At 72.9% G+C, this 20,797-nt stretch carries 18 protein-coding genes; 8 read left to right on the top strand and 10 right to left on the bottom strand.

The window, feature by feature from the left end:
• Positions 1 to 38: 38 nt before the first annotated feature.
• The 5 genes from N542_RS0108645 to N542_RS0108625 all read right to left on the bottom strand — a co-directional run bounded on the left by N542_RS0108645 (position 39) and on the right by N542_RS0108625 (position 5,990).
• The gene (locus N542_RS0108645) at positions 39 to 449 is read right to left on the bottom strand and encodes a phage holin family protein (protein WP_028643584.1); all 411 of its coding nucleotides are present in this window, start codon (positions 447 to 449) and stop codon (positions 39 to 41) included.
• A gap of 21 nt (positions 450 to 470) precedes the next feature.
• Positions 471 to 1,784, bottom strand: a complete 1,314-nt coding sequence (nhaA, locus tag N542_RS0108640; RefSeq protein WP_051551511.1) for a Na+/H+ antiporter NhaA — start codon at positions 1,782 to 1,784, stop codon at positions 471 to 473.
• A 122-nt stretch (positions 1,785 to 1,906) separates the two neighbouring features.
• Positions 1,907 to 3,916: an acetate--CoA ligase gene (gene acs / locus N542_RS0108635; protein ID WP_028643582.1), complete on the bottom strand. Its 2,010-nt coding sequence runs from the start codon at positions 3,914 to 3,916 to the stop codon at positions 1,907 to 1,909.
• Positions 3,917 to 3,991: 75 nt separating this feature from the next.
• On the bottom strand, positions 3,992 to 5,626 hold the full coding sequence (locus N542_RS24020; protein ID WP_036506743.1) for a solute symporter family protein: 1,635 nt from the start codon (positions 5,624 to 5,626) through the stop codon (positions 3,992 to 3,994).
• A 1-nt stretch (position 5,627) separates the two neighbouring features.
• The gene (locus N542_RS0108625) at positions 5,628 to 5,990 is read right to left on the bottom strand and encodes a DUF485 domain-containing protein (RefSeq protein WP_036507103.1); all 363 of its coding nucleotides are present in this window, start codon (positions 5,988 to 5,990) and stop codon (positions 5,628 to 5,630) included.
• 273 nt (positions 5,991 to 6,263) lie between these two features.
• Here N542_RS0108625 and N542_RS24015 point away from each other — a divergent pair, with 273 nt between their 5' ends.
• From N542_RS24015 to N542_RS0108585, 8 genes are read left to right on the top strand one after another with little or no spacing between them, the layout of a single operon-like run.
• Positions 6,264 to 7,775, top strand: coding sequence for an MFS transporter (locus N542_RS24015; RefSeq protein WP_081795072.1), 1,512 nt, complete (start codon positions 6,264 to 6,266; stop codon positions 7,773 to 7,775).
• Positions 7,776 to 9,857: a molybdopterin oxidoreductase family protein gene (locus N542_RS24010; protein WP_081795071.1), complete on the top strand. Its 2,082-nt coding sequence runs from the start codon at positions 7,776 to 7,778 to the stop codon at positions 9,855 to 9,857.
• A complete protein-coding gene (locus N542_RS0108610; protein WP_028643580.1) occupies positions 9,854 to 11,215 on the top strand; it encodes an FAD-dependent oxidoreductase in 1,362 nt (453 codons plus the stop codon). Before N542_RS24010 ends, N542_RS0108610 begins: the two co-directional genes overlap by 4 nt.
• A complete protein-coding gene (gene nirB / locus N542_RS0108605; protein ID WP_028643579.1) occupies positions 11,212 to 13,755 on the top strand; it encodes a nitrite reductase large subunit NirB in 2,544 nt (847 codons plus the stop codon). The genes N542_RS0108610 and nirB overlap by 4 nt, the downstream gene beginning before the upstream one ends.
• Positions 13,752 to 14,081 carry a nitrite reductase small subunit NirD gene (nirD, locus tag N542_RS24005; protein ID WP_036506740.1) on the top strand — a complete coding sequence of 110 codons (330 nt, stop codon included), beginning with the start codon at positions 13,752 to 13,754 and terminating at the stop codon, positions 14,079 to 14,081. The genes nirB and nirD overlap by 4 nt, the downstream gene beginning before the upstream one ends.
• A complete protein-coding gene (locus tag N542_RS0108595; RefSeq protein WP_028643578.1) occupies positions 14,078 to 15,196 on the top strand; it encodes a uroporphyrinogen-III synthase in 1,119 nt (372 codons plus the stop codon). The genes nirD and N542_RS0108595 overlap by 4 nt, the downstream gene beginning before the upstream one ends.
• Positions 15,193 to 15,837 carry a sirohydrochlorin chelatase gene (locus N542_RS0108590; protein WP_028643577.1) on the top strand — a complete coding sequence of 215 codons (645 nt, stop codon included), beginning with the start codon at positions 15,193 to 15,195 and terminating at the stop codon, positions 15,835 to 15,837. The genes N542_RS0108595 and N542_RS0108590 overlap by 4 nt, the downstream gene beginning before the upstream one ends.
• A gap of 50 nt (positions 15,838 to 15,887) precedes the next feature.
• Positions 15,888 to 16,295 carry a globin domain-containing protein gene (locus tag N542_RS0108585; RefSeq protein WP_028643576.1) on the top strand — a complete coding sequence of 136 codons (408 nt, stop codon included), beginning with the start codon at positions 15,888 to 15,890 and terminating at the stop codon, positions 16,293 to 16,295.
• A gap of 34 nt (positions 16,296 to 16,329) precedes the next feature.
• Here N542_RS0108585 and N542_RS0108580 read toward each other — a convergent pair whose 3' ends face one another.
• The 5 genes from N542_RS0108580 to N542_RS0108560 form a co-directional block, all read right to left on the bottom strand.
• Positions 16,330 to 16,980 carry a histidine phosphatase family protein gene (locus tag N542_RS0108580; protein ID WP_028643575.1) on the bottom strand — a complete coding sequence of 217 codons (651 nt, stop codon included), beginning with the start codon at positions 16,978 to 16,980 and terminating at the stop codon, positions 16,330 to 16,332.
• 87 nt (positions 16,981 to 17,067) lie between these two features.
• Positions 17,068 to 18,576: a sodium/solute symporter gene (locus tag N542_RS0108575; RefSeq protein ID WP_028643574.1), complete on the bottom strand. Its 1,509-nt coding sequence runs from the start codon at positions 18,574 to 18,576 to the stop codon at positions 17,068 to 17,070.
• On the bottom strand, positions 18,573 to 18,941 hold the full coding sequence (locus N542_RS0108570) for a membrane protein (RefSeq protein ID WP_028643573.1): 369 nt from the start codon (positions 18,939 to 18,941) through the stop codon (positions 18,573 to 18,575). Before N542_RS0108570 ends, N542_RS0108575 begins: the two co-directional genes overlap by 4 nt.
• Entirely contained in the window at positions 18,938 to 19,684 is a 747-nt protein-coding gene (locus tag N542_RS0108565; protein WP_028643572.1) for a LytR/AlgR family response regulator transcription factor, read from the bottom strand. The genes N542_RS0108570 and N542_RS0108565 overlap by 4 nt, the downstream gene beginning before the upstream one ends.
• Positions 19,681 to 20,796: a sensor histidine kinase gene (locus tag N542_RS0108560; RefSeq protein ID WP_028643571.1), complete on the bottom strand. Its 1,116-nt coding sequence runs from the start codon at positions 20,794 to 20,796 to the stop codon at positions 19,681 to 19,683. The genes N542_RS0108565 and N542_RS0108560 overlap by 4 nt, the downstream gene beginning before the upstream one ends.
• Between the last annotated feature and the right edge of the window lies 1 nt (position 20,797).

Genomic DNA, 20,797 nt, shown 5'->3' with positions numbered 1-20,797 from the left:
AGCGCGACGCGCCGGCACCGTGGCGAGAGCCGCGAGCCTCAGACGGTGTGCTTGCCCTTGAGCGCGTTCGGGATGCCCTTGCCCTGCTCGATCGCGCGCTCGGGCGCGCGCACCTTCTTGACGCTGCGGACGCCGAGGAAGCCGAGCAGCGCGGCGATCAGGGCGTAGGCGCCGAAGACGATCAGGAACGCCCAGTGCAGCGCGAGGCCCTCGCCGTTCCAGTTGATGAAGTAGGCGAAGGCGACAGACAGCATGATCACCGCGAGCACCAGGATGAACCCGGCCGCCGCGAAGAGGCCGATGCCGATCCCGCCGGCCTTGACGCTGACCTTCAGCTCCGACTTCGCGAGCTGGATCTCCTTCTGCACCAGCGTGGAGACGTCGCGGGTGGCGTCGTGGACCAGCCGACCGATGGTGGGCTCGGGCTCGTGGACCTGGTTGCTCGCCATGCGCGTCACCCTACAGAACCCTCAGTGTGTCTCGTCGTCGTGCTGGTAGACGTCGGGTACCCCGTCCCGGTCGGAGTCACGCTCCTCGAGCTCGCAGAGCCTGCGGTAGGTGCGGTTGCGGCCGCGGAGCACGACGGCCGCGAGCGCGGTCGCGACGAGGGACCCGACCAGCACGCCCACCTTGGCGTGGTCGTCGGCGGTCGTGCCGTTGCCGAAGGCGAGCTCGCCGATCAGCAGCGAGACCGTGAAGCCGACACCGGCGAGCATCGCCATCCCGATGACGTCGACCCAGGTGAGCTCGTCGTCGAGCGTGGCGCGGGTGAACCTCGCGAGCAGCCAGGTCGAGCCCGCGATGCCGACGCTCTTGCCGACGACGAGGCCGCAGATGACCCCCAGCGCGATCGGGTCGGTGAGCGAGTCGGTCAGCCCCGACAGCCCGCCGACGTACACGCCGGCGGCGAAGAAGGCGAAGACTGGTACGGCGACACCTGCCGAGATCGGCCGGACCAGGTGCTCGAGGTGCTCGGCGAGGCCGCGTCCGGGGGCCCCGTCGGACCGGACGACCGGCACCGTGAAGGCCAGCAGCACGCCGGCGACCGTGGCGTGCACGCCCGACGCGTGGACCAGGGCCCACGCGACCAGCGCGAGCGGCAGCAGCAGCCAGCCGCGGTAGATCCGCCGCTGGGCGAGGGCGCCGAAGGCCGCGATCGGCACCAGGGCGAGCAGGAGGTACGCCGGGCTGAGGTGGTCGGTGTAGAAGAGCGCGATGATCGTGATCGCGAGGAGGTCGTCCACGACCGCCAGGGTCAGCAGAAAGGTGCGCAGCCCGGTGGGCAGGTGGGTGCTGATGACGGCCAGGATCGCGACCGCGAAGGCGATGTCGGTCGCGGTCGGGATCGCCCACCCGACGAGCTCGCCGTCGGAGCCGAGGTTCCAGAGCACGTAGACGACGGCCGGGGTGACCATGCCGCCGACGGCGGCGACCACGGGCAGCGCGGCCCGCCGCGGGTCGCGCAGGTCGCCCGCGACGAACTCGCGCTTGAGCTCGAGGCCGGCGACGAAGAAGAAGATGGCCAGCAGGCCGTCAGACGCCCAGCCACCGAGGGACAGGTCCAGGTGCAGCGCGTGCGGACCGACGACCGTGTCGCGCAGCGAGAAGTAGGAGTCGCGGACCGGGCTGTTGGCCCACACCAGCGCGACGGTCGCGGCCACCAGCAGCAGGATGCCTCCCGTCGTCTCCGCGCGCAGGATCTGCGCGGTCCGCGAGCTCTCGAGGAACGAGCCGCGGGCGAACAGCCGGGAGCGGTGCGGTGCGGGTGGTGGAGAAGTGGTCACGATGGTCCTCAGGGGTCGACGTCATCATGCCGACCAGACTTCCCGGCGCACCTGCGCCCACCCTACAGATGTCGAGCCGGTGCCCGTGCGCGTCAACCCTCGCGCACGAGGCACCGGCCCGGCTACTCGTCGGAGGAGCCGGCGTTCTCCTGGGCCGAGATCAGGTCCATGACCGTGGAGTCGGCGAGCGTGGTCACGTCTCCGACCTCGCGGTGCTCGGCCACGTCGCGCAGCAGGCGCCGCATGATCTTGCCCGAGCGGGTCTTCGGGAGCTCCGGGACGATCATGATCTGGCGGGGCTTGGCGATCGCGCCGATCTCCTTGCGCACGTGGTTGCGCAGCTCCTCGACGATGTCGGCACCGCCGTCGCCGGCCTCGTCGCGCAGGATCACGAACGCGCAGACCGCCTGGCCGGTGTCCTCGTCCTTGGCGCCGACCACCGCGGCCTCGGCAACCTTGGGGTGGGAGACCAGCGCCGACTCGATCTCGGTGGTGGAGAGCCGGTGACCGGAGACGTTCATGACGTCGTCGACCCGGCCGAGGACCCACAGGTCCCCGTCGGAGTCCTTCTTCGCGCCGTCGCCGGCGAAGTACCAGCCCTGGTCGGCGTACCGGGACCAGTAGGTGTCGCGGTAGCGCTGGTCGTCGCCCCAGATCGTGCGCAGCATCGAGGGCCACGGCTCCGTGAGCACGAGGTACCCACCGGACCCGTTGGGCACCGAGGCGCCCTCCTCGGTCACGACGTCGGCCGCGACGCCCGGGATCGGGATCATCGCCGACCCGGGCTTGCCGTGCGTGACCCCGGGCAGCGGGCTGATCATGATCATGCCGGTCTCGGTCTGCCACCAGGTGTCGACCACGGGGGTGCGGTCGCCACCGATGACGTGGCGGTACCAGACGTAGGCCTCGGGGTTGATCGGCTCGCCGACCGAGCCCAGGATCCGCAGGGACGACATGTCGAAGCGGTCCGGGATCTCGCGGCCCTGCTTCATGAAGGACCGGATCGCGGTCGGGGCGGTGTAGAAGATCGTGACCTTGTAGTCCTGGATGATCTGCCACCAGCGGCCCCGCTCGGGCGCGTCCGGGGTGCCCTCGTACATCACCTGGGTGGCGCCGTTCGCGAGCGGCCCGTAGACGAGGTACGAGTGCCCGGTCACCCAGCCGATGTCGGCCGAGCACCAGTAGACGTCCGTGTCGGCCTTGAGGTCGAAGACCGCCCAGTGCGTGTACGACGTGCCGACCAGGTAGCCGCCGGTCGTGTGCAGGATGCCCTTCGGCTTACCCGTCGTGCCGGAGGTGTACATGACGTAGAGGGGGTGCTCGGCGTCGAAGGCCTCGGGGGTGTGCTCCGGGGAGGCGGTGTCGACCACGTCGTGCCACCACACGTCGACGCTGTCGTCCCACCCGTCCTCGCCCAGGTCCTGGCCGGTGCGGCGTACGACGAGCACCTTCTCGACGCGGTGCCCACTCTCTCGGCCGGTCTTGGTGCGCGCCTCGTCGACCGCCGGCTTCAGCGCCGAGGGCGCACCGCGCCGGTAGCCACCGTCGGCGGTGATGACGACCTTCGCCTGGCAGTCGTCGAGCCTCGAGGCCAGGGCGTCGGCCGAGAAGCCGCCGAAGACCACGGTGTGCGGGGCGCCGATCCGCGCGCAGGCCAGCATCGCGATGACGGCCTCGGGGATCATCGGCAGGTAGATCGCGACCCGGTCGCCGGTCTGCACGCCGAGGTCGATCAGCGCGTTGGCCGCCTTGCTGACCTCGTCCTTGAGCTGCGCGTAGGTCAGGTCGCGGGTGTCGTCCAGCGGCTCGCCGACCCAGTGGATCGCGACCTTGTCGCCGCGACCTGCCTCGACGTGCCGGTCGACGCAGTTGTACGACGCGTTGAGCCTGCCGCCCACGAACCACTTCGCGAAGGGGGCATCGTCCCAGTCCAGCACCCGGTCCCACCTCTGGCTCCAGTCGAGGCGCTCGGCCTGCTCGGCCCAGAACGCGTCGCGATCCGACGCGGCCCGGTCGTACGCCTCCGCCTGGAGGTTGGCGTGCTCGGCGATGGCGGCCGGCGGCTCGAAGCGACGGTCCTCCTTGAGGAGGTTCGACAGGGTCCCACTCTCGGGGGATTCAGCGCTCACGATCTCTCCTGGACTGTCCGGGTCGGAAGTAGTGGTACCCGCCACATTAGGACGTGGCGGGTACCGGTGGCGGGCGGGTCAGTGCTGGACGGCCTTCTCGGAGCCGGCGCCCGTGAGGGCCCGGACCTCGAGCTCGGTGTAGCGCTCCTCGGCGGCCGGCTCCCGGGAGGTGACCGAGCCCAGCCAGCCCAGGAAGAAGCCGAGCGGGATCGACACGATGCCGGGGTTCTCCAACGGGAACCAGGAGATGTCGATGCTGGTCGGCAGCAGTGACAGGTTCTTGCCGCTGACCGGGTCGGTGCCCTTGCCCGACATGATCGGGGAGAAGATCACCAGGCCGACCGACGAGATCAGGCCGCCGTAGATGCTCCAGACGGCGCCGCGGGTGTTGAAGCCCTTCCAGAACATGTTGTAGACGATCGCCGGCAGGTTGGCCGAGGCCGCGACCGCGAACGCCAGCGCCACCAGGAAGGCGACGTTGAGCCGCTGTGCGGGGATCGCCAGCAGGATCGCGACCAGGCCGATCGCGAGGGCCGCCCACCGGGCGACCTTGAGCTCCTCGCCCTCCGAGGCCTCGCCCCGTCGGATCACGCCGTTGTAGATGTCGTGCGCGACGCTGACGGAGGAGGTCAGGGTGAGCCCGGCGACCACGGCGAGGATGGTGGCGAACGCGACGGCGGAGATCAGGGCCAGCAGGACGGCGCCCCCGGTCGACCCGTCGCCGCCGCCCACGGTCTGGGCGAGCAGCGGCGAGGCCAGGTTGCCGCCGGACGCGACCACCTTGGCGTAGTCGGTCTTGTTCAGCAGCGCCGCGGCTCCGAAGCCGAGGACCAGCGTGAAGAGGTAGAAGACGCCGATCAGCCCGATCGCCCACAGCACCGACTTCCGTGCGTCCCGCGAGGTCGGCACGGTGTAGAAGCGGATCAGGATGTGCGGCAGGCCCGCCGTGCCGAGCACCAGCGCGATCCCGAGCGAGAGGAAGTCGATCTTGCTGGTGTCGCTCACGCCGTACTTCAAGCCGGGCTCCAGGAACGCCTGGCCCTTGCCGGTGTTGGAGGCGGCGGTGCCGAGCAGGTCGGAGAGGTTGAAGCCGAACTTGGCCAGCACCAGCACGACGATCAGGGCCGAGCCCGCCATCAGCAGCACCGCCTTGACGATCTGCACCCAGGTCGTGCCCTTCATCCCGCCGACCGTGACGTAGAAGATCATCAGGGCGCCGACGCCGAAGATGGTGATGTTCTTGGCGGTGTCGCTGCTGACGTCGAGCAGCAGCGCCACGAGCGCGCCGGCGCCGACCATCTGGGCGAGCAGGTAGAAGATCGAGACCACGACGGTCGAGGTGGCGGCCGCCGTGCGGACCGGTCGCTGGCGCATCCGGAACGCCAACTGGTCGGCCATCGTGTAGCGACCGGAGTTGCGCAGCATCTCGGCGACGAGCAGCAGGGCCACCAGCCACGCGACCAGGAAGCCGATCGAGTAGAGGAACCCGTCGTACCCGCTCAGCGCGATGATGCCGGAGATGCCGAGGAACGACGCGGCCGACATGTAGTCGCCGCCGATCGCGAGCCCGTTCTGGACCGGCGAGAAGCCGCGGCCGCCGGCGTAGAAGTCGGCCGCGCCGGAGGTCTGCCGGCTCGCCCAGAAGGTGATGCCGATGGTGACCGCGACGACGGCGAGGAAGAGGCCGGTGGTGAGGATCTGGTCGCCATCCATGTCAGCTCCTCCCCCCGAGCTCGGCGACGTACTGCTCGTCGAGCCGGCGCGCCAGCGGGTCCAGCCGGGCGTTCGAGTAGCGGCTGTAGAGCCAGGCCAGCAGGAAGGTCGTCACGAACTGCAGGAGGCCGAAGACCAGGGCGACGTTGATGTTGCCCCAGAGCTGGTGGCTCATGAAGTCGTGCGCCCAGTTGCTCAGGACGATGTAGAGCAGGTACCAGGACAGGAACGCGACCGTCGCCGGGAAGACGAACGACCGGTAGGCCCGGCGCAGCTCGACGAAGTCCGGCTCCCGGTGGAGGGTGTCGTAGATCGGGTCGTGGCGCTCTGCGCGCTGGTGCGACGGTGGGTCGAGATCGGTCACGGTGCCTGCCTCCGAGTCGGGTGTGATCGCCGTCACCCTGCCCACCCGCGACGCGGTGGGGCAGGGGTGCGAGCGAGATCCGCGACCAGTGGCGCCTTCGGAACGACGAGTGGTCCGTCCCGTACGACGAGCGGTCCCGCCGTACGCCGCCGTGAGGTCGTGCGGGGCGTGAGGTCGTGAGGACAAGTTGACCGTTCCGGTACGGCGTCCTGAGGCGGGCGAAACGTCCGGCGCCGAGCGTGGGAGCACCCGAACCCCTTCAGGAGCTCCCTCATGACCCTCACCGACGCTGGACCGCACGACGCGACCGCCGCGACGACCGGCACCCCGGGCGCGCGACGCGACGGACACTGGATCGACGACTGGCGGCCCGAGGACCCCGACTTCTGGGAGGGCGGCGGCAGGCAGGTCGCACGCCGCAACCTGGTCTGGTCGATCTTCGCCGAGCACCTGGGCTTCTCGGTGTGGCTGATCTGGAGCGTGAGCTCGGCGTTCCTGCTCCAGATGGGCTTCTCCTTCACCCCCCAGCAGCTCTTCGTGCTGGTCGCGCTGCCCAACCTGGTCGGGTCGCTGCTGCGGCTGCCGTACACGTTCGCCGTGCCGAGGTTCGGCGGCCGCAACTGGACGATGGTCAGCGCGGGGCTGCTGCTGGTCCCGACACTGCTCTTCGCGGTGGCGGTGCAGCACCCCGGCACGCCGTACTGGGCCTTCTGCCTGATCGCCGCGACCGCGGGCTTCGGCGGCGGCAACTTCGCCAGCTCGATGGCGAACATCAACTTCTTCTACCCGGCCGCCAAGAAGGGCGCCGCCCTGGGCCTCAACGCCGCCGGGGGCAACGCGGGCGTCGCGGTCATCCAGCTGCTGCTGCCGGTGATCATCGGCGGGGCCGGGATCTTCGGGCTGGTCAAGGCCAGCGAGGGCGGCCTGCACCTGCAGACGGCCGGCTACGTGTACGCCGGCCTCGCGGTCGTCGCCACCGTCGCGGCGTACCTCTGGATGGACAACCTCACCGGCGCGACGTCCAGGCCGCGTGAGCAGCTGCAGGTGGTGCGCAAGCCGCACACCTGGATCATGGCCTTCCTCTACATCGGCACCTTCGGCTCGTTCATCGGCTACTCCGCCGCGATGCCGCTGCTGATCAAGCTCAACTTCTGGGTCCCCGAGCCGGCACCCCTGGGCACCGGCATCTACTTCGCCTACTTCGCCTTCCTCGGCGCCGGCATCGGCTCCGTCACCCGGCCCTTCGGTGGCTGGCTCGCGGACCGGTACGGCGGCGCGCGGGTCACCCTCGGCGCCTTCACCGGCATGGTGGTCTTCACGCTCGCGGTGCTCGCGACGCTCACCCGGCTGAGCGCCAACCCGACCGCCGACCCGTCGATCGCCAGCGACAACCAGTCGCTCTTCCCGTGGTTCCTCGGGTTCTTCCTGCTGATCTTCGCCTCGACCGGCATCGGCAACGGCTCGACGTACAAGATGATCCCCGCGATCTGGCGGCGCGAGGCCGAGAGCACGACAGCCGCCGGGACGCCCGAGCGGACGGCGGCGATCACGGCCTCGACCAAGCAGGCGAGCGCCGCCCTCGGCGTCATCGGCGCGATCGGCGCGATGGGCGGCTTCCTGATCCCGATCGCGTTCAGCTCGCCGTGGGTCGACAACCCGCTGTCGGCGACCAAGGGCGCGTTCATGGTGTTCACCGCCTACTACGTGGTGTGCGCGCTCGTCACCTACGGCGTCTACATCCGCAGCTCGACGAAGGCGAAGAGCCTCGTCGTCACTGGGGTCTGAGTGACCGACACCCACTGCCCCTACTGCTCGCTGCAGTGCGGCATGACCCTCGAGCGGCGCGGTCGCGTCCTCGAGGTCCAGCCCTGGGCGGAGTTCCCCGTCAACGAGGGGACCCTGTGCCGCAAGGGCTGGACCGCGACCGGGCTGCGCGGTCACCGCGAGCGGCTGACCACGCCGCTGGTGCGCGACCGGGGGACCGGCGAGCTCCGGGCGGCCGGCTGGGACGAGGCGCTCGACCTCGTCGCCGGACGGCTGCGCGAGCTGCGGACGGCGTACGGCGCGGACGCGGTCGGGGTCTTCGGGGGTGGTGGGCTGACCAACGAGAAGGCCTACCAGCTGGGGAAGCTCGCGAGGGTCGCACTCGGCACCAGCCAGGTCGACTACAACGGCCGGTGGTGCATGTCGTCGGCGGCGTCGGCGGCCAACCGCGCCCTCGGGATCGACCGGGGGCTGCCTTTCCCCCTCGTCGACGTCGAGCACACCGACGTGCTCGTGCTGGTCGGCTCCAACCTCGCCGAGACGATGCCGCCCGCCGCCCGTCACCTCGACCGGCTGCGCGCCAACGGCGGGCACGTCGTGGTCATCGACCCGCGGCGGACGCCGACCGCCGACCGCGCCGACACCTTCCTCCAGCCGGTGCCCGGCACCGACCTCCCGCTGGCCCTCGGGGTGCTGCACCTGCTCGATGCGATGGGCGCGGTCGACGAGGAGTACGTCGAGGCGCGAACCACCGGCTGGGACGACGTACGGCGCTCCGCGGCCGCCTGGTGGCCGGAGCGGGTCGAGCGCGTGACCGGGGTGCCGGCCACCTCCGTGCGGGCGCTCGCCACCCTGCTCGCCGGGGCCGACCGGGTGATGGTGCTGACCGCCCGCGGGGCCGAGCAGCACGCGCAGGGCACCGACACGGTGCTCGCCTGGATCGACGTCGCGCTGGCGCTGGGGATGCCGGGCAAGGAGCACGCCGGCTACGGCTGCCTCACCGGCCAGGGCAACGGCCAGGGCGGTCGTGAGCACGGGCAGAAGGCGGACCAGCTGCCCGGCTACCGGATGATCGACGACCCGGCGGCGCGGGAGCACGTGGCCGCGGTGTGGGGGGTGCCGCCGGAGTCGCTGCCCGGGAGGGGGCGCTCGGCGTACGAGCTGCTCGACGCCCTCGGGACCGACGGCGGGCCGAAAGCGCTGCTCGTCTTCGGCAGCAACATCGTGGTGTCCGCCCCCAACGCCACGCACGTCGCGTCGCGGCTCGCCGACCTCGACCTGCTCGTCGTCGCCGACATCGTCATGAGCGAGACCGCGGCCCTCGCCGACGTCGTCCTGCCGGTCACCCAGTGGGCCGAGGAGAGCGGCACGATGACCAACCTCGAGGGCCGGGTGATCCTGCGCCAGCAGGCCGTGGCGCCGCCCGCGGGAGTGCGGTCCGACCTGGACGTGATCGCCGGGCTGGCCGCCCGCGTCGGCTCGCCGGTGGCCTTCTCGACCGACCCCGAGGAGGTCTTCGCCGAGCTCGGGCGGGCCTCGTCGGGCGGCCGCGCCGACTACGCCGGCATCACCTACGACCGGATCCGCGACGAGCACGGCGTCTTCTGGCCCTGCCCGAGCGCCGACCACCCCGGCACGCCGCGGCTCTTCGGCTCGTCCTTCGCCCACGACGACGGGCGCGCCCGGTTCGTGGCGGTCCAGCACCGGGGCCCGGCCGAGCCGGTCGACGCGGCGTACCCGCTGCACCTGACCACGGGCCGCGTGCTCGGGCAGTACCAGTCCGGTGCCCAGACCCGCCGGGTGCGGGAGCTGGTGGACGACGGGCCGTTCGTGGAGCTGCACCCGATGCTCGCCCAGCGGATCGGGGCGTACGACGGGGAGCCGGTCGTCATCACCACCCGGCGCGGCGAGCTCAGGGCCCCCGCACGGGTCGTCGACACGATCCGCCCCGACACCGTCTTCGTGCCCTTCCACTGGGTGGGCGCCAACCGGCTGACCAACGACGCGCTCGACCCGGCCAGCCGGATGCCGGAGTTCAAGGTCTGCGCGTGCGCGGTCGCCGTGGCTGCGCGCGCCGCCGAGCGCACCGGGACCCCGGCATGAGCGAGCGCATCGTGGTGGTCGGCGCCGGGATGGCGGCCGGCCGGCTCGCCCAGGAGCTGCCGGGGGTGACCCTCCTCGGGGACGAGTGGCACCCGCCGTACAACCGGATCCTGCTCTCCGCGGTGCTGGAGGGGACGCACAGCCCGGAGGCGCTGGCGCTCGCGACGCCCGACCGCGCCGACCTGCGGCTCGGCGCCCGCGTCGTCGAGATCCACTGCGAGGAGCGCGAGGTCGAGCTGGCGGACCGGAGCCGGGTGCCCTACGACCGGCTCGTGCTGGCCACCGGCAGCATCCCGACGCTGCCGCCGATCCGCGGGCTGGTGCGGATGGACGGCCGGCTGCACGAGAAGGTGCACGCCTTCCGGACGCTCGACGACTGCCGGCGGCTCTCGGCGGCCGTCCCCCATGCGCGCAACGCGGTCGTGGTCGGCGGCGGGCTGCTCGGGCTCCAGGTCGCCCGCGCGCTCAGCGTCCGCGGGCTCGCGACCGAGGTCGTCGAGGGCGGGGAGCACCTGCTGCGCAGCCAGGTCGGTCCCCGCGCCGGCGCGATCCTGGCCCGCGACCTGGAGCGGCTCGGGACCACGATCTACACCGGCGCCCGCGCCGTCCGGCTCGACGACCGGGGGCTGCGGCTCGACAACGGCTACACCCTCGAGACCGACCTCGTCGTGCTCACCGCCGGCGGGCGTCCGTCGACCGCCCTGGCGCGCCGCGCGGGCCTCGACGTACGCCGCGGGATCGTGGTCGACCACCACCTGCGCACCAGCGACGCGCACATCCACGCGATCGGCGACTGCGCCCAGCGCGGCGCCCAGGTCACCGGCTTCGTGCCACCCGCCTGGGAGCAGGCCGGCCTGCTCGCCCGGCACCTGGGCGGTGAGGACATCGCCTACGACGGGGCGCGCACCGTCGCCCGGCTCCGCGCCACCGACCTCGACGTCGCCGTTCTCGGCGACCCCGAGCGGGCCGAGGGCCAGGTCGTCGAGGTCTCGAACCCGATCGCGGGCAGCCACCGCAAGCTCGTCGTCCGCGACGGTGTCATCGTCGCCGCCACCCTGGTCGGCGACCTGTCCCGGATCGGGTTGATCACCCAGCACTACGACCGCGCCACCGTCCTCGGCCCGCACGAGCCCGGTGACCTGCTGATGGGCGACCGGCCGGCAGCGGCCGGCACCGTCTCCCTGCCCGACGACGCCGAGGTCTGCGCCTGCGCCGGTGTCACGGCCGGCCGGATCCGCGCCTGCTCCTCCCTCGAGGACGTGCGGTCCTCCACCCGCGCCACCACCGGCTGCGGCGGCTGCGCCGACGCCGTCCGCTCCCTGCTCGCCGCTCGCTCCCTGGAAGGAACCCCGTCATGAGCCCTCACCACCGCCGCACCATCGTCGTCGTCGGTCACGGGATGGTCAGCCACCGCTTCGTGCAGGCTGCCGTCGAGCGTGGCCTCACCGAGACCCACGACATCGTGGTCGTCGGCGAGGAGCCGCGCGCGGCGTACGACCGGGTCGCGCTCACCTCCTTCTTCGAGGTCGGCGCCGAGGCGCTGAGCCTGCTGCCCGACGGGGCGTACGACGACCCACGGGTGCGCCTGGTGCTCGGCGTCCCGGTCGAGGCCTTCGACCCCGAGACCCGGTCGGTGCTGCTCGCCGACGGTGAGGTGATCACCTACGACGAGCTGGTGCTCGCCACCGGCGCGGCCCCGTTCGTGCCGCCGATCCCCGGCCACGACCTGGAGGGCTGCTTCGTCTACCGCACGATCGAGGACCTCGAGGCGATCCGGGCGGCCGCCGGCACGGCCACCGTCGGCGCGGTGATCGGCGGCGGCCTGCTCGGGCTCGAGGCAGCCAACGCCCTGTCCCAGCTGGGCCTGGAGACCCACGTCGTCGAGATGGCGCCGCGGCTGATGGCGGTGCAGGTCGACGACGCCGGCGGCGCGACGCTGACCCGGCACGTCGAGCGGCTCGGGCTGAGCGTCCACACCGGTGCGATGACCGAGCGGGTGCTGGGCGAGCACCGGGTGACCGGCCTGGCGCTGAAGGACGCGCCGGCGATCGCCGCCGAGATCGTCGTCTTCTCTGCCGGCATCCGCCCGCGCGACGCGCTCGCCCGGGCCGCCGGCCTCGCGACGGCCGAGCGCGGCGGCGTGCTCGTCGACGAGCGGTGCCGCTCCTCCGACCCGCACGTGTGGGCGATCGGCGAGTGCGCCGCGCCGGGTGGCCGGATGTACGGGCTGGTGGCGCCCGGCTACTCGATGGCCGAGGTCGTGGCCGACGCGCTGCTCGGCGGGCCCGGCACGTTCACCGGCGCCGACATGTCCACCAAGCTCAAGCTGATGGGCGTCGACGTGGCGAGCTTCGGCGACGCCTTCGCGACCACCGACGGGGCCCTCGAGCTCGTCTACTCCGACGCCGTCGCCGGCGTGTACAAGAAGCTGGTGGTCTCCGGCGACGGCACCCGGCTGCTCGGCGGCGTGCTGGTCGGCGACGCGACGGCGTACGGCGTCCTGCGGCCGATGGTTGCCTCCGGCATCCCGCTCCCCGACAACCCCGAGGACCTGATCCTGCCCGCCGGTCGCGGCGTGCCCGAGACCAGCCTCCCCGCCGAGGCGCAGGTGTGCTCGTGCAACGACGTGACCCGGGCTCAGATCGAGGCGGCCGTCGCGGAGGACGGCACCTGCGACGGACCGGCCTGCGTCACCCGGTGCACCAGGGCCGGCAGCACCTGCGGCTCCTGCAAGCCACTGGTGAAGAGGATCGTCGAGGACTTCTACGCGACTCAGGGCCGGACGGTCGACCGCAGCATCTGCGAGCACTTCCCGCTGACCCGGCAGGAGCTCTTCGACGTGGTCGCGGTGCACGAGCTCCGCAGCTTCGACCAGGTCGTCGCGGCCCACGGCACCGGCCGCGGCTGCGAGATCTGCAAGCCGGCCATCGCCTCGATCCTGGCCAGTCAGCTCAACGGCCACGTGCTCGAGGGCCAGACCCGGACGCTCCAGGACACCAACGACGCCTACCTCGCCAACATCCAGCGCAACGGCACCTACTCCGTCGTCCCGCGCATCCCCGGCGGGGAGATCACCCCGGAGAGGCTGATCGTCATCGGGGAGGTGGCGCGCGACTTCGAGCTCTACACCAAGATCACCGGCGGCCAGCGGATCGACCTGCTCGGCGCCCGGATGGAGCAGCTGCCGGCGATCTGGAGACGGCTCGTCGACGCCGGCTTCGAGTCGGGGCACGCGTACGGCAAGTCGCTGCGCACCGTGAAGTCCTGCGTCGGCTCGACCTGGTGCCGGTACGGCGTGCAGGACTCGGTGCAGCTCGCGATCGACCTGGAGCTGCGCTACCGGGGGCTGCGCTCGCCGCACAAGCTCAAGGGCGGCGTGAGCGGCTGCGCCCGGGAGTGCGCCGAGGCCCGGGGCAAGGACTTCGGGGTGATCGCGACCGAGAGGGGCTGGAACCTGTACGTCGGCGGCAACGGCGGCGCCACCCCGGCCCACGCCCAGCTGCTGGCCGGGGACCTCGACCGGGAGACGTTGCTGCGCTACCTCGACCGCTACCTCATGTACTACATCCGCACCGCCGACCGGCTGCAGCGCACGGCGCCGTGGATCGACTCGCTCGAGGGCGGGCTCGACCGGGTGCGGGAGGTCGTCGTCGACGACGCGCTCGGTCTCGGCTCGGAGCTGGAGGCGGCGATGGCGCGGCACGTCGACACCTACTTCGACGAGTGGCAGGCGACGCTCGAGGACCCCGACAAGCTGGCGCGCTTCGTCTCGTTCGTGAACGCCCCGGGCACCCCCGACCCGCACATCACCTTCCGCACCGAGCGCGGCCAGATCGCGCCGGCCGAGCCGACCGGCCCGGTCTCCCTCGGGTCGACGATCCCGGTCGGTGCGCCGTGATCGCGGTGTGCCGCCTCGACCAGATCGAGGTCGAGGGCGGCGTCGCCGCGCTGGTCGACGGCGCCGCGGTCGCAATCTTCCGGACACACGACGGCAACGTCTACGCGATGTCCAACTACGACCCTTGTGCCCAGGCATCGGTCTTGGCTCGGGGCATCGTCGGCACACGCGGTGACGTCCCGTACGTCGCCTCACCGATGCACAAGCAGGCCTTCGACCTGCGCACCGGACAGTGCCTCGACGATGCGGCGATCCGGGTCCCGACGTACGACGTCCGGGTCGACGACGGTCTCGTCCTCGTCGGTGCCCGGCAGGAGAGTCCATGAGTGAAGCCCTTCCGCTGAGCGGCTTCCGGGTCGGCGTGACCGCTGCCCGGAAGGTGGACGAGCAGATCGTGCTGCTGGAGCGGCGCGGTGCCGCGGTCGAGTGGGCGCCGGCGCTCTCGCTGGACCCCAACCAGATCGACGACGGACAGCTGCGGGCCTCGACCGAGGAGGTGCTGGGCCGGCCGGTCGACATGTTCCTGGCGACGACCGGCATCGGCATGAAGTCGTGGTTCTCGGCGGCGGAGCGCTGGGGCCTGCTGCCGGACCTGCTGACGGCGCTGGGCTCCGCGGAGATCCTGGCCCGCGGACCGAAGAGCGTCGGCGCGCTGCGGCGGCAGGGTCTGCGGGAGCTCTGGGCGCCCGAGTCGGAGTGCTTCGAGGACGTGCTGGAGCACCTGCGCGGCCGGGACCTGACCGGCCTGCGCATCGTCGTGCAGGAGCACGGGCAATCGTTGTCGATGGTGGCGCACGCCCTGCGCCGGCAGGGTGCCGACGTCACGACGGTGACCGTCTACCGGGTCGAGGCGGCCTCCGACCTCGAGCCGATGTTCGCGCTGATCGACCTGGTCGCCGACCGCTCGCTCGACGCGGTGACCTTCACCTCGGCGCCGGCGGTGGCCGCGCTGATGGACGCCGCCGGTCCGACGGGGCGTCGCGAGGAGCTGGTCGGCGCCTTCCAGGCCGACGTGGTCGCGTCGTGCGTGGGGCCGGTGACGGCCGCGGCGTTCGAGATGTGGGGCGTGCCCACGATCTACCCCGAGCGGTCGCGGCTGACCGCGATGGTCAAGCAGCTCGAGGTGGAGCTGCCGTCGCGGCGCTCCGGACTCACGCTGGAGCTGGTCGGCGGGCACCAGCTGCTCCTGCACGGCGACGACGTGCTGCTCGACGGCCACGAGGTGAGGCTGTCACCCGCACCGGCCGCGGTGCTGCACGCGCTGGTCGCCAACCCCGGCAACGTCGTCGCCCGGCCGGCGCTGCTGGCGATGCTGCCCTCGGGCACGGCCGGCTCGGAGCACGCCGTCGAGATGGCGGTCGCCCGGCTCCGGGCGGCGCTCGGGACGCGGACGGTGCAGACCGTCGTCAAGCGCGGCTACCGGCTGGCGGTGGCGCCGTGACCTCCCCGGGCACCCGGCTCGTCACCGTCGCGCACGGCACCCGGCACGCCCCCGGCAACGAGGTGGCCCGCGAGCTCACCCGGCTCGCCGGGTCGCGGCTCGCGATGCCGGCGGTGGCGTCGTACGTCGAGCTGGCGGAGCCGTCCTTCGCCTCCGTGATGGAGTCGGGCCGGCCGTCGGTGGTCGTGCCGCTGCTGCTCTCGACCGGTCACCACATCCGCCACGACCTCGCCGCCGACCGGGCGCTCGGGCCGGACCCGCTGCTGGCGACCGCCCAGGCGGGTCGGCTGGTGTCGGCGGGCGCCACCCCGGGGCAGCCCGTGGTGCTGGTGGCGGCAGGCTCCAGCGACCCGCTGGCCACCCGCGACCAGGCGCTGGCCGCGGCGTACCTCGCCGAGCGGTGGGGCGGCCCGGTGCGCGTCGCCACCCTCTCGGGTCTCGGTCGTCGGCCGGCCGACCTGGTCAACCCGGACGACGCCGTGTCGCCGTACCTGCTGGCTCCGGGGTTCTTCGCCGACCGCTGCCGCGCTGCGTCGGCCCGTGCGGGCGTCGTCGCCGACGTGATCGGTGCCCATCCGGCGGTCGTCGACCTGGTCGTGGAGCGGGCCCTGGCGGTCCTCGCCGACCGTCGCAGCGCGTAGTGCAACCAGCCCGCAGGGATCTTGCAAGCCGCGCGGGTCAGGGTCTGGCCATGAACAAAGAACTCCTGATGGCCGGCCTCGCGCTCGCCGACACCGACGAAGGCCTCATCACCCGCTTCTACGAGATCCTCTTCGAGCGCCACCCGGCGGTCCGCCCGATGTTCTCCGCCGACGTGCGCCCGCAGGCGGCCATGCTGCGGGTGGCCGTGATCGCCGTCCTGGACCACCTCGACGACCCCGCGTGGCTCACCTCCACGCTCGGGGCGCTCGGGGCCAAGCACGCGACGTACGGCGCGACCCCGGAGATGTTCGACGCGGTCGCCGAGTGCCTGGTCGCGGCCATGGCGGAGCGTGGGGGCGCCGCCTGGACCCCGGAGATGACGGCCGCGTGGTCCGAGGCGCTCGGCGTCGTGGCCGGGCTCATGCTGGCCGGCTACCCGGCACCGCAGCCCGTCTGACGCAGCCTGGTCCCAGCCTGGTCCGAGCCGGGTCTCAGACCGGGTCCGGGTCCCCGGTCGGGTCGACGGCCGCGGTGTCGGCCAGGTGGGCGCCGCCCAGCGGGTCGCGCGACCAGCGGGTGACGGCCCAGCCGGCACGCGGCGAGCCCTCGAGCACGACCGCGCCGGTGTTGAGCAGGCGGGCGTCGGCCGGTCCGCCGTGGCGGGCGGCGAACGTCCGGATCGCGGCGCCGTGGCTGAACGCCGCCACGGTGGCGTCGTCGGCGTGCGCCGCCGCGATGGCGGCCACCGCGGCGTCGTACCGCTCGAAGAACGCGTGCCCGTCCGGGCCGCCCGGCATCTCGACGCCCAGGTCGCCGCCGATCCAGGCGGCGACGGTGTCGGCGTACGCCGCGATCGCCTCCTCGTCGGCGCGCATCTCCAGCCCGCCGGCGGCGATCTCCTCCAGCCCCGCTGTCACGACGACGTCGAGCCCGCGGGCGGTGGCGAGCGGCGCCGCCGTGAGCTGGGTGCGGACGAGCGGCGAGGCGTGGACGGCGCTGATCCGCTCGACGGTCAGCACGGGCGCGACCGCCGCTGCCTGCCGGTGCCCGAGCGGGGTCAGGGGCGCGCCGGGGGCCGCGGTGTCGAGGGCGCCGGCGACGTTGGACGGGGTCTCCCCGTGCCGGATCAGGATGAGGCGCACGTGGTCGAGCCTACGGAGCCCGCGTCGAGACACCCGAACTGGCTGTCGGGCGGCCTCGGTGACAGCCACTCCGGGTGTCTCGACGGCTCAGCCCCGGTCCAGCTCCAGCGTCTCGGGCGTGTGCAGCCGCACCAGGAACCGGTCGGCGTGGGCCGGCACGCTGTCGCGGGTGAGCAGCGACACCGACACCATCGTCGCCAGCGCGAGCGGGACCGTCCAGGCCGCGGGCTGCCCCATCAGCGCGTCCACCCAGCCGTCGGGGTCCGCGACGCCGACGGTCCACGCGATCGCGACCGCGGAGGTCAGGCCGCCGACGACCAGCCCCGCGACCGCGCCGTACGGCGTGAGGCCGCGCCACCAGATGCCGAGCAGGAGCAGCGGGCAGAAGGTCGCGGCCGCCATCGCGAAGGCCAGCCCGACCGCGCGGGCGACCCCGAGGTTCGGCGCCAGCAGGGCGACGACGCACGGGACCGTCACGGCCACCACCGCCGCGAGCCGGAAGGCGGCGACCCCGCCGAGGCGGCGGGAGCGACCGGTGACGTCCTGGCTCAGCACGCCCGCGACCGCGATCGAGAGGCCCGACGACGTGGAGAGGAAGGCCGCGAACGCGCCGGCCGTGACGAGGCCGGTGAGCACCTCGCCGAGCAGCCCGTCGACCATGATCCGCGGCAGCTCGAGCACCAGGGCGTCGGACCGTCCCGACACCGCGAGCTCGGGCGCGTAGATCCGGCCGAGGGCGCCGTAGACCGGCGGCAGCAGGTAGAAGAGCCCGAGCAGCACGAGCACCACGAGCGTCGTACGCCGAGCGGCCCGGCCGTCGGGGTTCGTGTAGAACCGCACGACCACGTGGGGCAGCCCCATGGTGCCGAGGAACGTGGCGATGATCAGCGAGTAGGTGACGTACAGCCCGGACGGCCCGCCCGAGGCGAGCGGCACCGACCAGCCGCCGGCACCGGACGCCGGAGGCGAGGAGTCGCCCGCCCACACCACCAGCAGCACGGCTGCCGGGACGAGCAGGGCGGTGAGCTTGAGCCAGTACTGGAAGGCCTGCACGAAGGTGATGCTGCGCATCCCGCCGGAGGTGACGTTGGCGAGCACGACGACCCCGACGATCACGGGCCCGAGCCAGGTCGGCGCGCCGACCGCGGAGCGCAGGGTGAGCCCGGCGCCCTGGAACTGCGGCAGCAGGTAGAGCCAGCCGATGGCGACGACGAGCACCGAGCAGGCGGCGCGTACGCCGCGGGAGCCCAGCCGGGCCTCGGCGAAGTCGGGCAGCGTGTAGGCGCCCGACCGCCGCAGCGGGGCGGCCACCAGGACCAGCAGCACGAGGTAGCCGGCGGTCCAGCCGACGGGGTACCACAGCATGTCGGCGCCGTTGAGCAGCACCAGCCCGGCGACGCCGAGGAAGGACGCGGCCGAGAGGTACTCCCCGCCGATGGCGCTCGCGTTGAGCCGCGGGTGGACGGACCGCGAGGCGACGAAGAAGTCGCTCGTCGTGCGCGAGAACCGCAGGCCCCAGGTGCCGATCGCCAGCGTCGCGACCGTCACGAAGGCGATCGCGACGATGCCGGGGGCGGCATCGAGGCCGGGGCTCACCGCTCGGTCTCCGACAGCAGCTCGGCGAAGTCGCGCTCGTTGCGCTCGGCCCGGCGCACGTAGGCCCACCCCAGGCCGACCAGCGCCGGGTAGACCAGGACGCCGAGCAGCAGCCAGCCCAGCGGCATCCCGAGCACGCGTACGCCGGAGAGGCCGGGCGCCAGGTGGAAGGCGAGCGGCAGCAGCCCGATCGTCAGCCCCATCACCGCGAGCACCCCGATCGCCAGCCGGAGCTGCTCGCGCAGCAGCGACCGCATGTAGACGCCGCCGAGGTTGGTGCCGGCGTCGATGTCGGAGGCGCGGCGGACCGGAGGCTGCCGACGTGGCGGTCCGGTGACCCGGACCCTCTCCGGCGGGTCGGTCACGGACCGACGGTCCGCGACGCCAGCAGCAGCTCGCGCAGCTCGCGGGTGTGCCGCCGGCTGACGCCGAGCTCCACCCCGTGCTGTCCTCCGCGCGGTCCGACCACGACCGTGCAGCGGCCGCCGTCCATCCGCACCTCGCTGACGTGCGAGAGCGACACCAGCAACGAGCGGTGGATCCGCACGAACCCGGCGGCCGCCCACTCCTCCTCGAGCGTCGTCAGCGGGCTGCGCAGGAGGTGGGACTCGCTCGCGGTGTGCAGCCGGGCGTAGTCGCCCTGGGCCTCGACGTGGGTGATGTCGCAGCGGTTGATGAAGCGGGTGACGCCGCCACGCTCGACCGCCACCTGCGCGTCGTCGCGTGCCGGCGCCGCCTCGGTCGTGCCGCCGACGGCAGCGACCACCCGTCGTACGGCCTCGGCCAGCCGGTCCGCGCGCACCGGCTTGAGCACATAGTCGACCGCGTGCAGGTCGAAGGCCTCGACCGCGTGTCGCTCGTGGGCGGTGACGAAGACGACCGGGGGCGGGGCGCGGAAGCGCCCGAGGACCTGCGCCAGCTCCAGGCCGGTGAGGCCGGGCATCTGGACGTCGAGGAAGACGGCGTCGATGGTGCCCTCCCGCAGGATCCGCAGGGCGTCGGTCGCCGACGAGCTGGTGACCACCTCGCCCACGCGCTGCTCGGCGGCGAGCAGGTAGGCGAGCTCGTCGAGGGCGGGACGCTCGTCGTCGACCACGAGGACCTTCATGCGTGCACCCCCGGTGCGAACTTGGGGACCCGGACAGTCACCCTCGTACCCGCTCCGGGCGCCGTTTCCACCACCAGCCCGTAGCCGTCGCCGAACGTGGTCCGCAGCCGGCCGTCGACGTTGCCCAGCCCGACCGAGTCGAGGGACGCGTCGCCGGCCAGCGCTCGCCGTACGACGTCGGGGTCCTCGCCGACGCCGTCGTCCTCCACCTCGATGACGCACTCCTGGTCGTGGTCGCGGGCGACGATGCTGATCGAGCCGCCCCCCTCCGCGGACTCGAGGCCGTGGCGCACGGCGTTCTCGACCAGCGGCTGGATGCACAGGAAGGGGACGGCGACGGGCAGCACCTCGGGGGCGATGCGGAGCGTCACCCGCAGCCGGTCGCCGAAGCGCGCCTGCTCGAGCAGCAGGTAGCGCTCGACCGAGCGGAGCTCCTCGGCCAGCGTCGTGTACTCACCGTGGGTGCGGAAGGAGTAGCGGGTGAAGTCGGCGAACTCCGTCAGCAGGTCGCGGGCCCGGTCGGGGTCGGTGCGCACGAAGCTGGCGATCGCGCCGAGGGAGTTGTAGATGAAGTGCGGGCTGATCTGGGCCCGCATCGCCCGCACCTCGGCCTCCATCAGCCGGGTGCGCGACGCGTCGAGCTCGGCGAGCTCGAGCTGGGCGCTGACCCACAGCGCCACCTCGTCGGCGGCTCGCGCCAGCCCGGCCGTGGGCTGGGCGGCGAAGACCTGGAGCGTGCCGACCACCCGCTGCTCGGTGACCAGGGGGCTGACGACGGCCGCCCGGATCTCACACCCGGCGACCGTGCACCGCAGGTCACTGCGGTCGAAGACCCGGGTCCGGCCGGCCTCCACCGTCACCGCCGCGAGCCCGGCGGACTGCTCCCGGTGGTGCTGGCCGGAGCCGTGCCAGGCGAGCAGGCCGGCCGTGTCGGTCAGTGCGAGGGCCGGGCTGCCGAGCAGGTCGTGCAGGTGCCGGATGCTGCGCTCGGCGCTGTCGGCGGTGAGACCCGCACGCAGCGCCGGCGCCGCGAGGGAGGCGTTGTGGAGCGTGCGGAAGGTGGCGCGGTCGGCCTCGGTGCCCAGGTGCCGGCGGCGCCACGGTCGGGGCATC

The organism is Nocardioides sp. URHA0020 (assembly GCF_000620705.1).
In the GTDB taxonomy this organism is placed as follows: Bacteria; Actinomycetota; Actinomycetes; order Propionibacteriales; family Nocardioidaceae; genus Nocardioides.
This window is presented reverse-complemented; position numbering and strand designations above follow the sequence as displayed.

Bases quoted from the DNA above. Each gene is read 5' to 3' on its own strand.
- N542_RS0108610 (WP_028643580.1), top strand. From the start codon at position 9,854: ATGAGCGAGCGCATCGTGGTGGTCGGCGCCGGGATGGCGGCCGGCCGG.
- N542_RS24020 (WP_036506743.1), bottom strand. From the start codon at position 5,626: ATGGATGGCGACCAGATCCTCACCACCGGCCTCTTCCTCGCCGTCGTC.
- N542_RS0108560 (WP_028643571.1), bottom strand. From the start codon at position 20,796: ATGCCCCGACCGTGGCGCCGCCGGCACCTGGGCACCGAGGCCGACCGC.
- N542_RS0108565 (WP_028643572.1), bottom strand. From the start codon at position 19,684: ATGAAGGTCCTCGTGGTCGACGACGAGCGTCCCGCCCTCGACGAGCTC.
- N542_RS0108585 (WP_028643576.1), top strand. From the start codon at position 15,888: ATGAACAAAGAACTCCTGATGGCCGGCCTCGCGCTCGCCGACACCGAC.
- N542_RS24015 (WP_081795072.1), top strand. From the start codon at position 6,264: ATGACCCTCACCGACGCTGGACCGCACGACGCGACCGCCGCGACGACC.
- N542_RS0108595 (WP_028643578.1), top strand. From the start codon at position 14,078: ATGAGTGAAGCCCTTCCGCTGAGCGGCTTCCGGGTCGGCGTGACCGCT.
- nirB (WP_028643579.1), top strand. From the start codon at position 11,212: ATGAGCCCTCACCACCGCCGCACCATCGTCGTCGTCGGTCACGGGATG.
- N542_RS0108645 (WP_028643584.1), bottom strand. From the start codon at position 449: ATGGCGAGCAACCAGGTCCACGAGCCCGAGCCCACCATCGGTCGGCTG.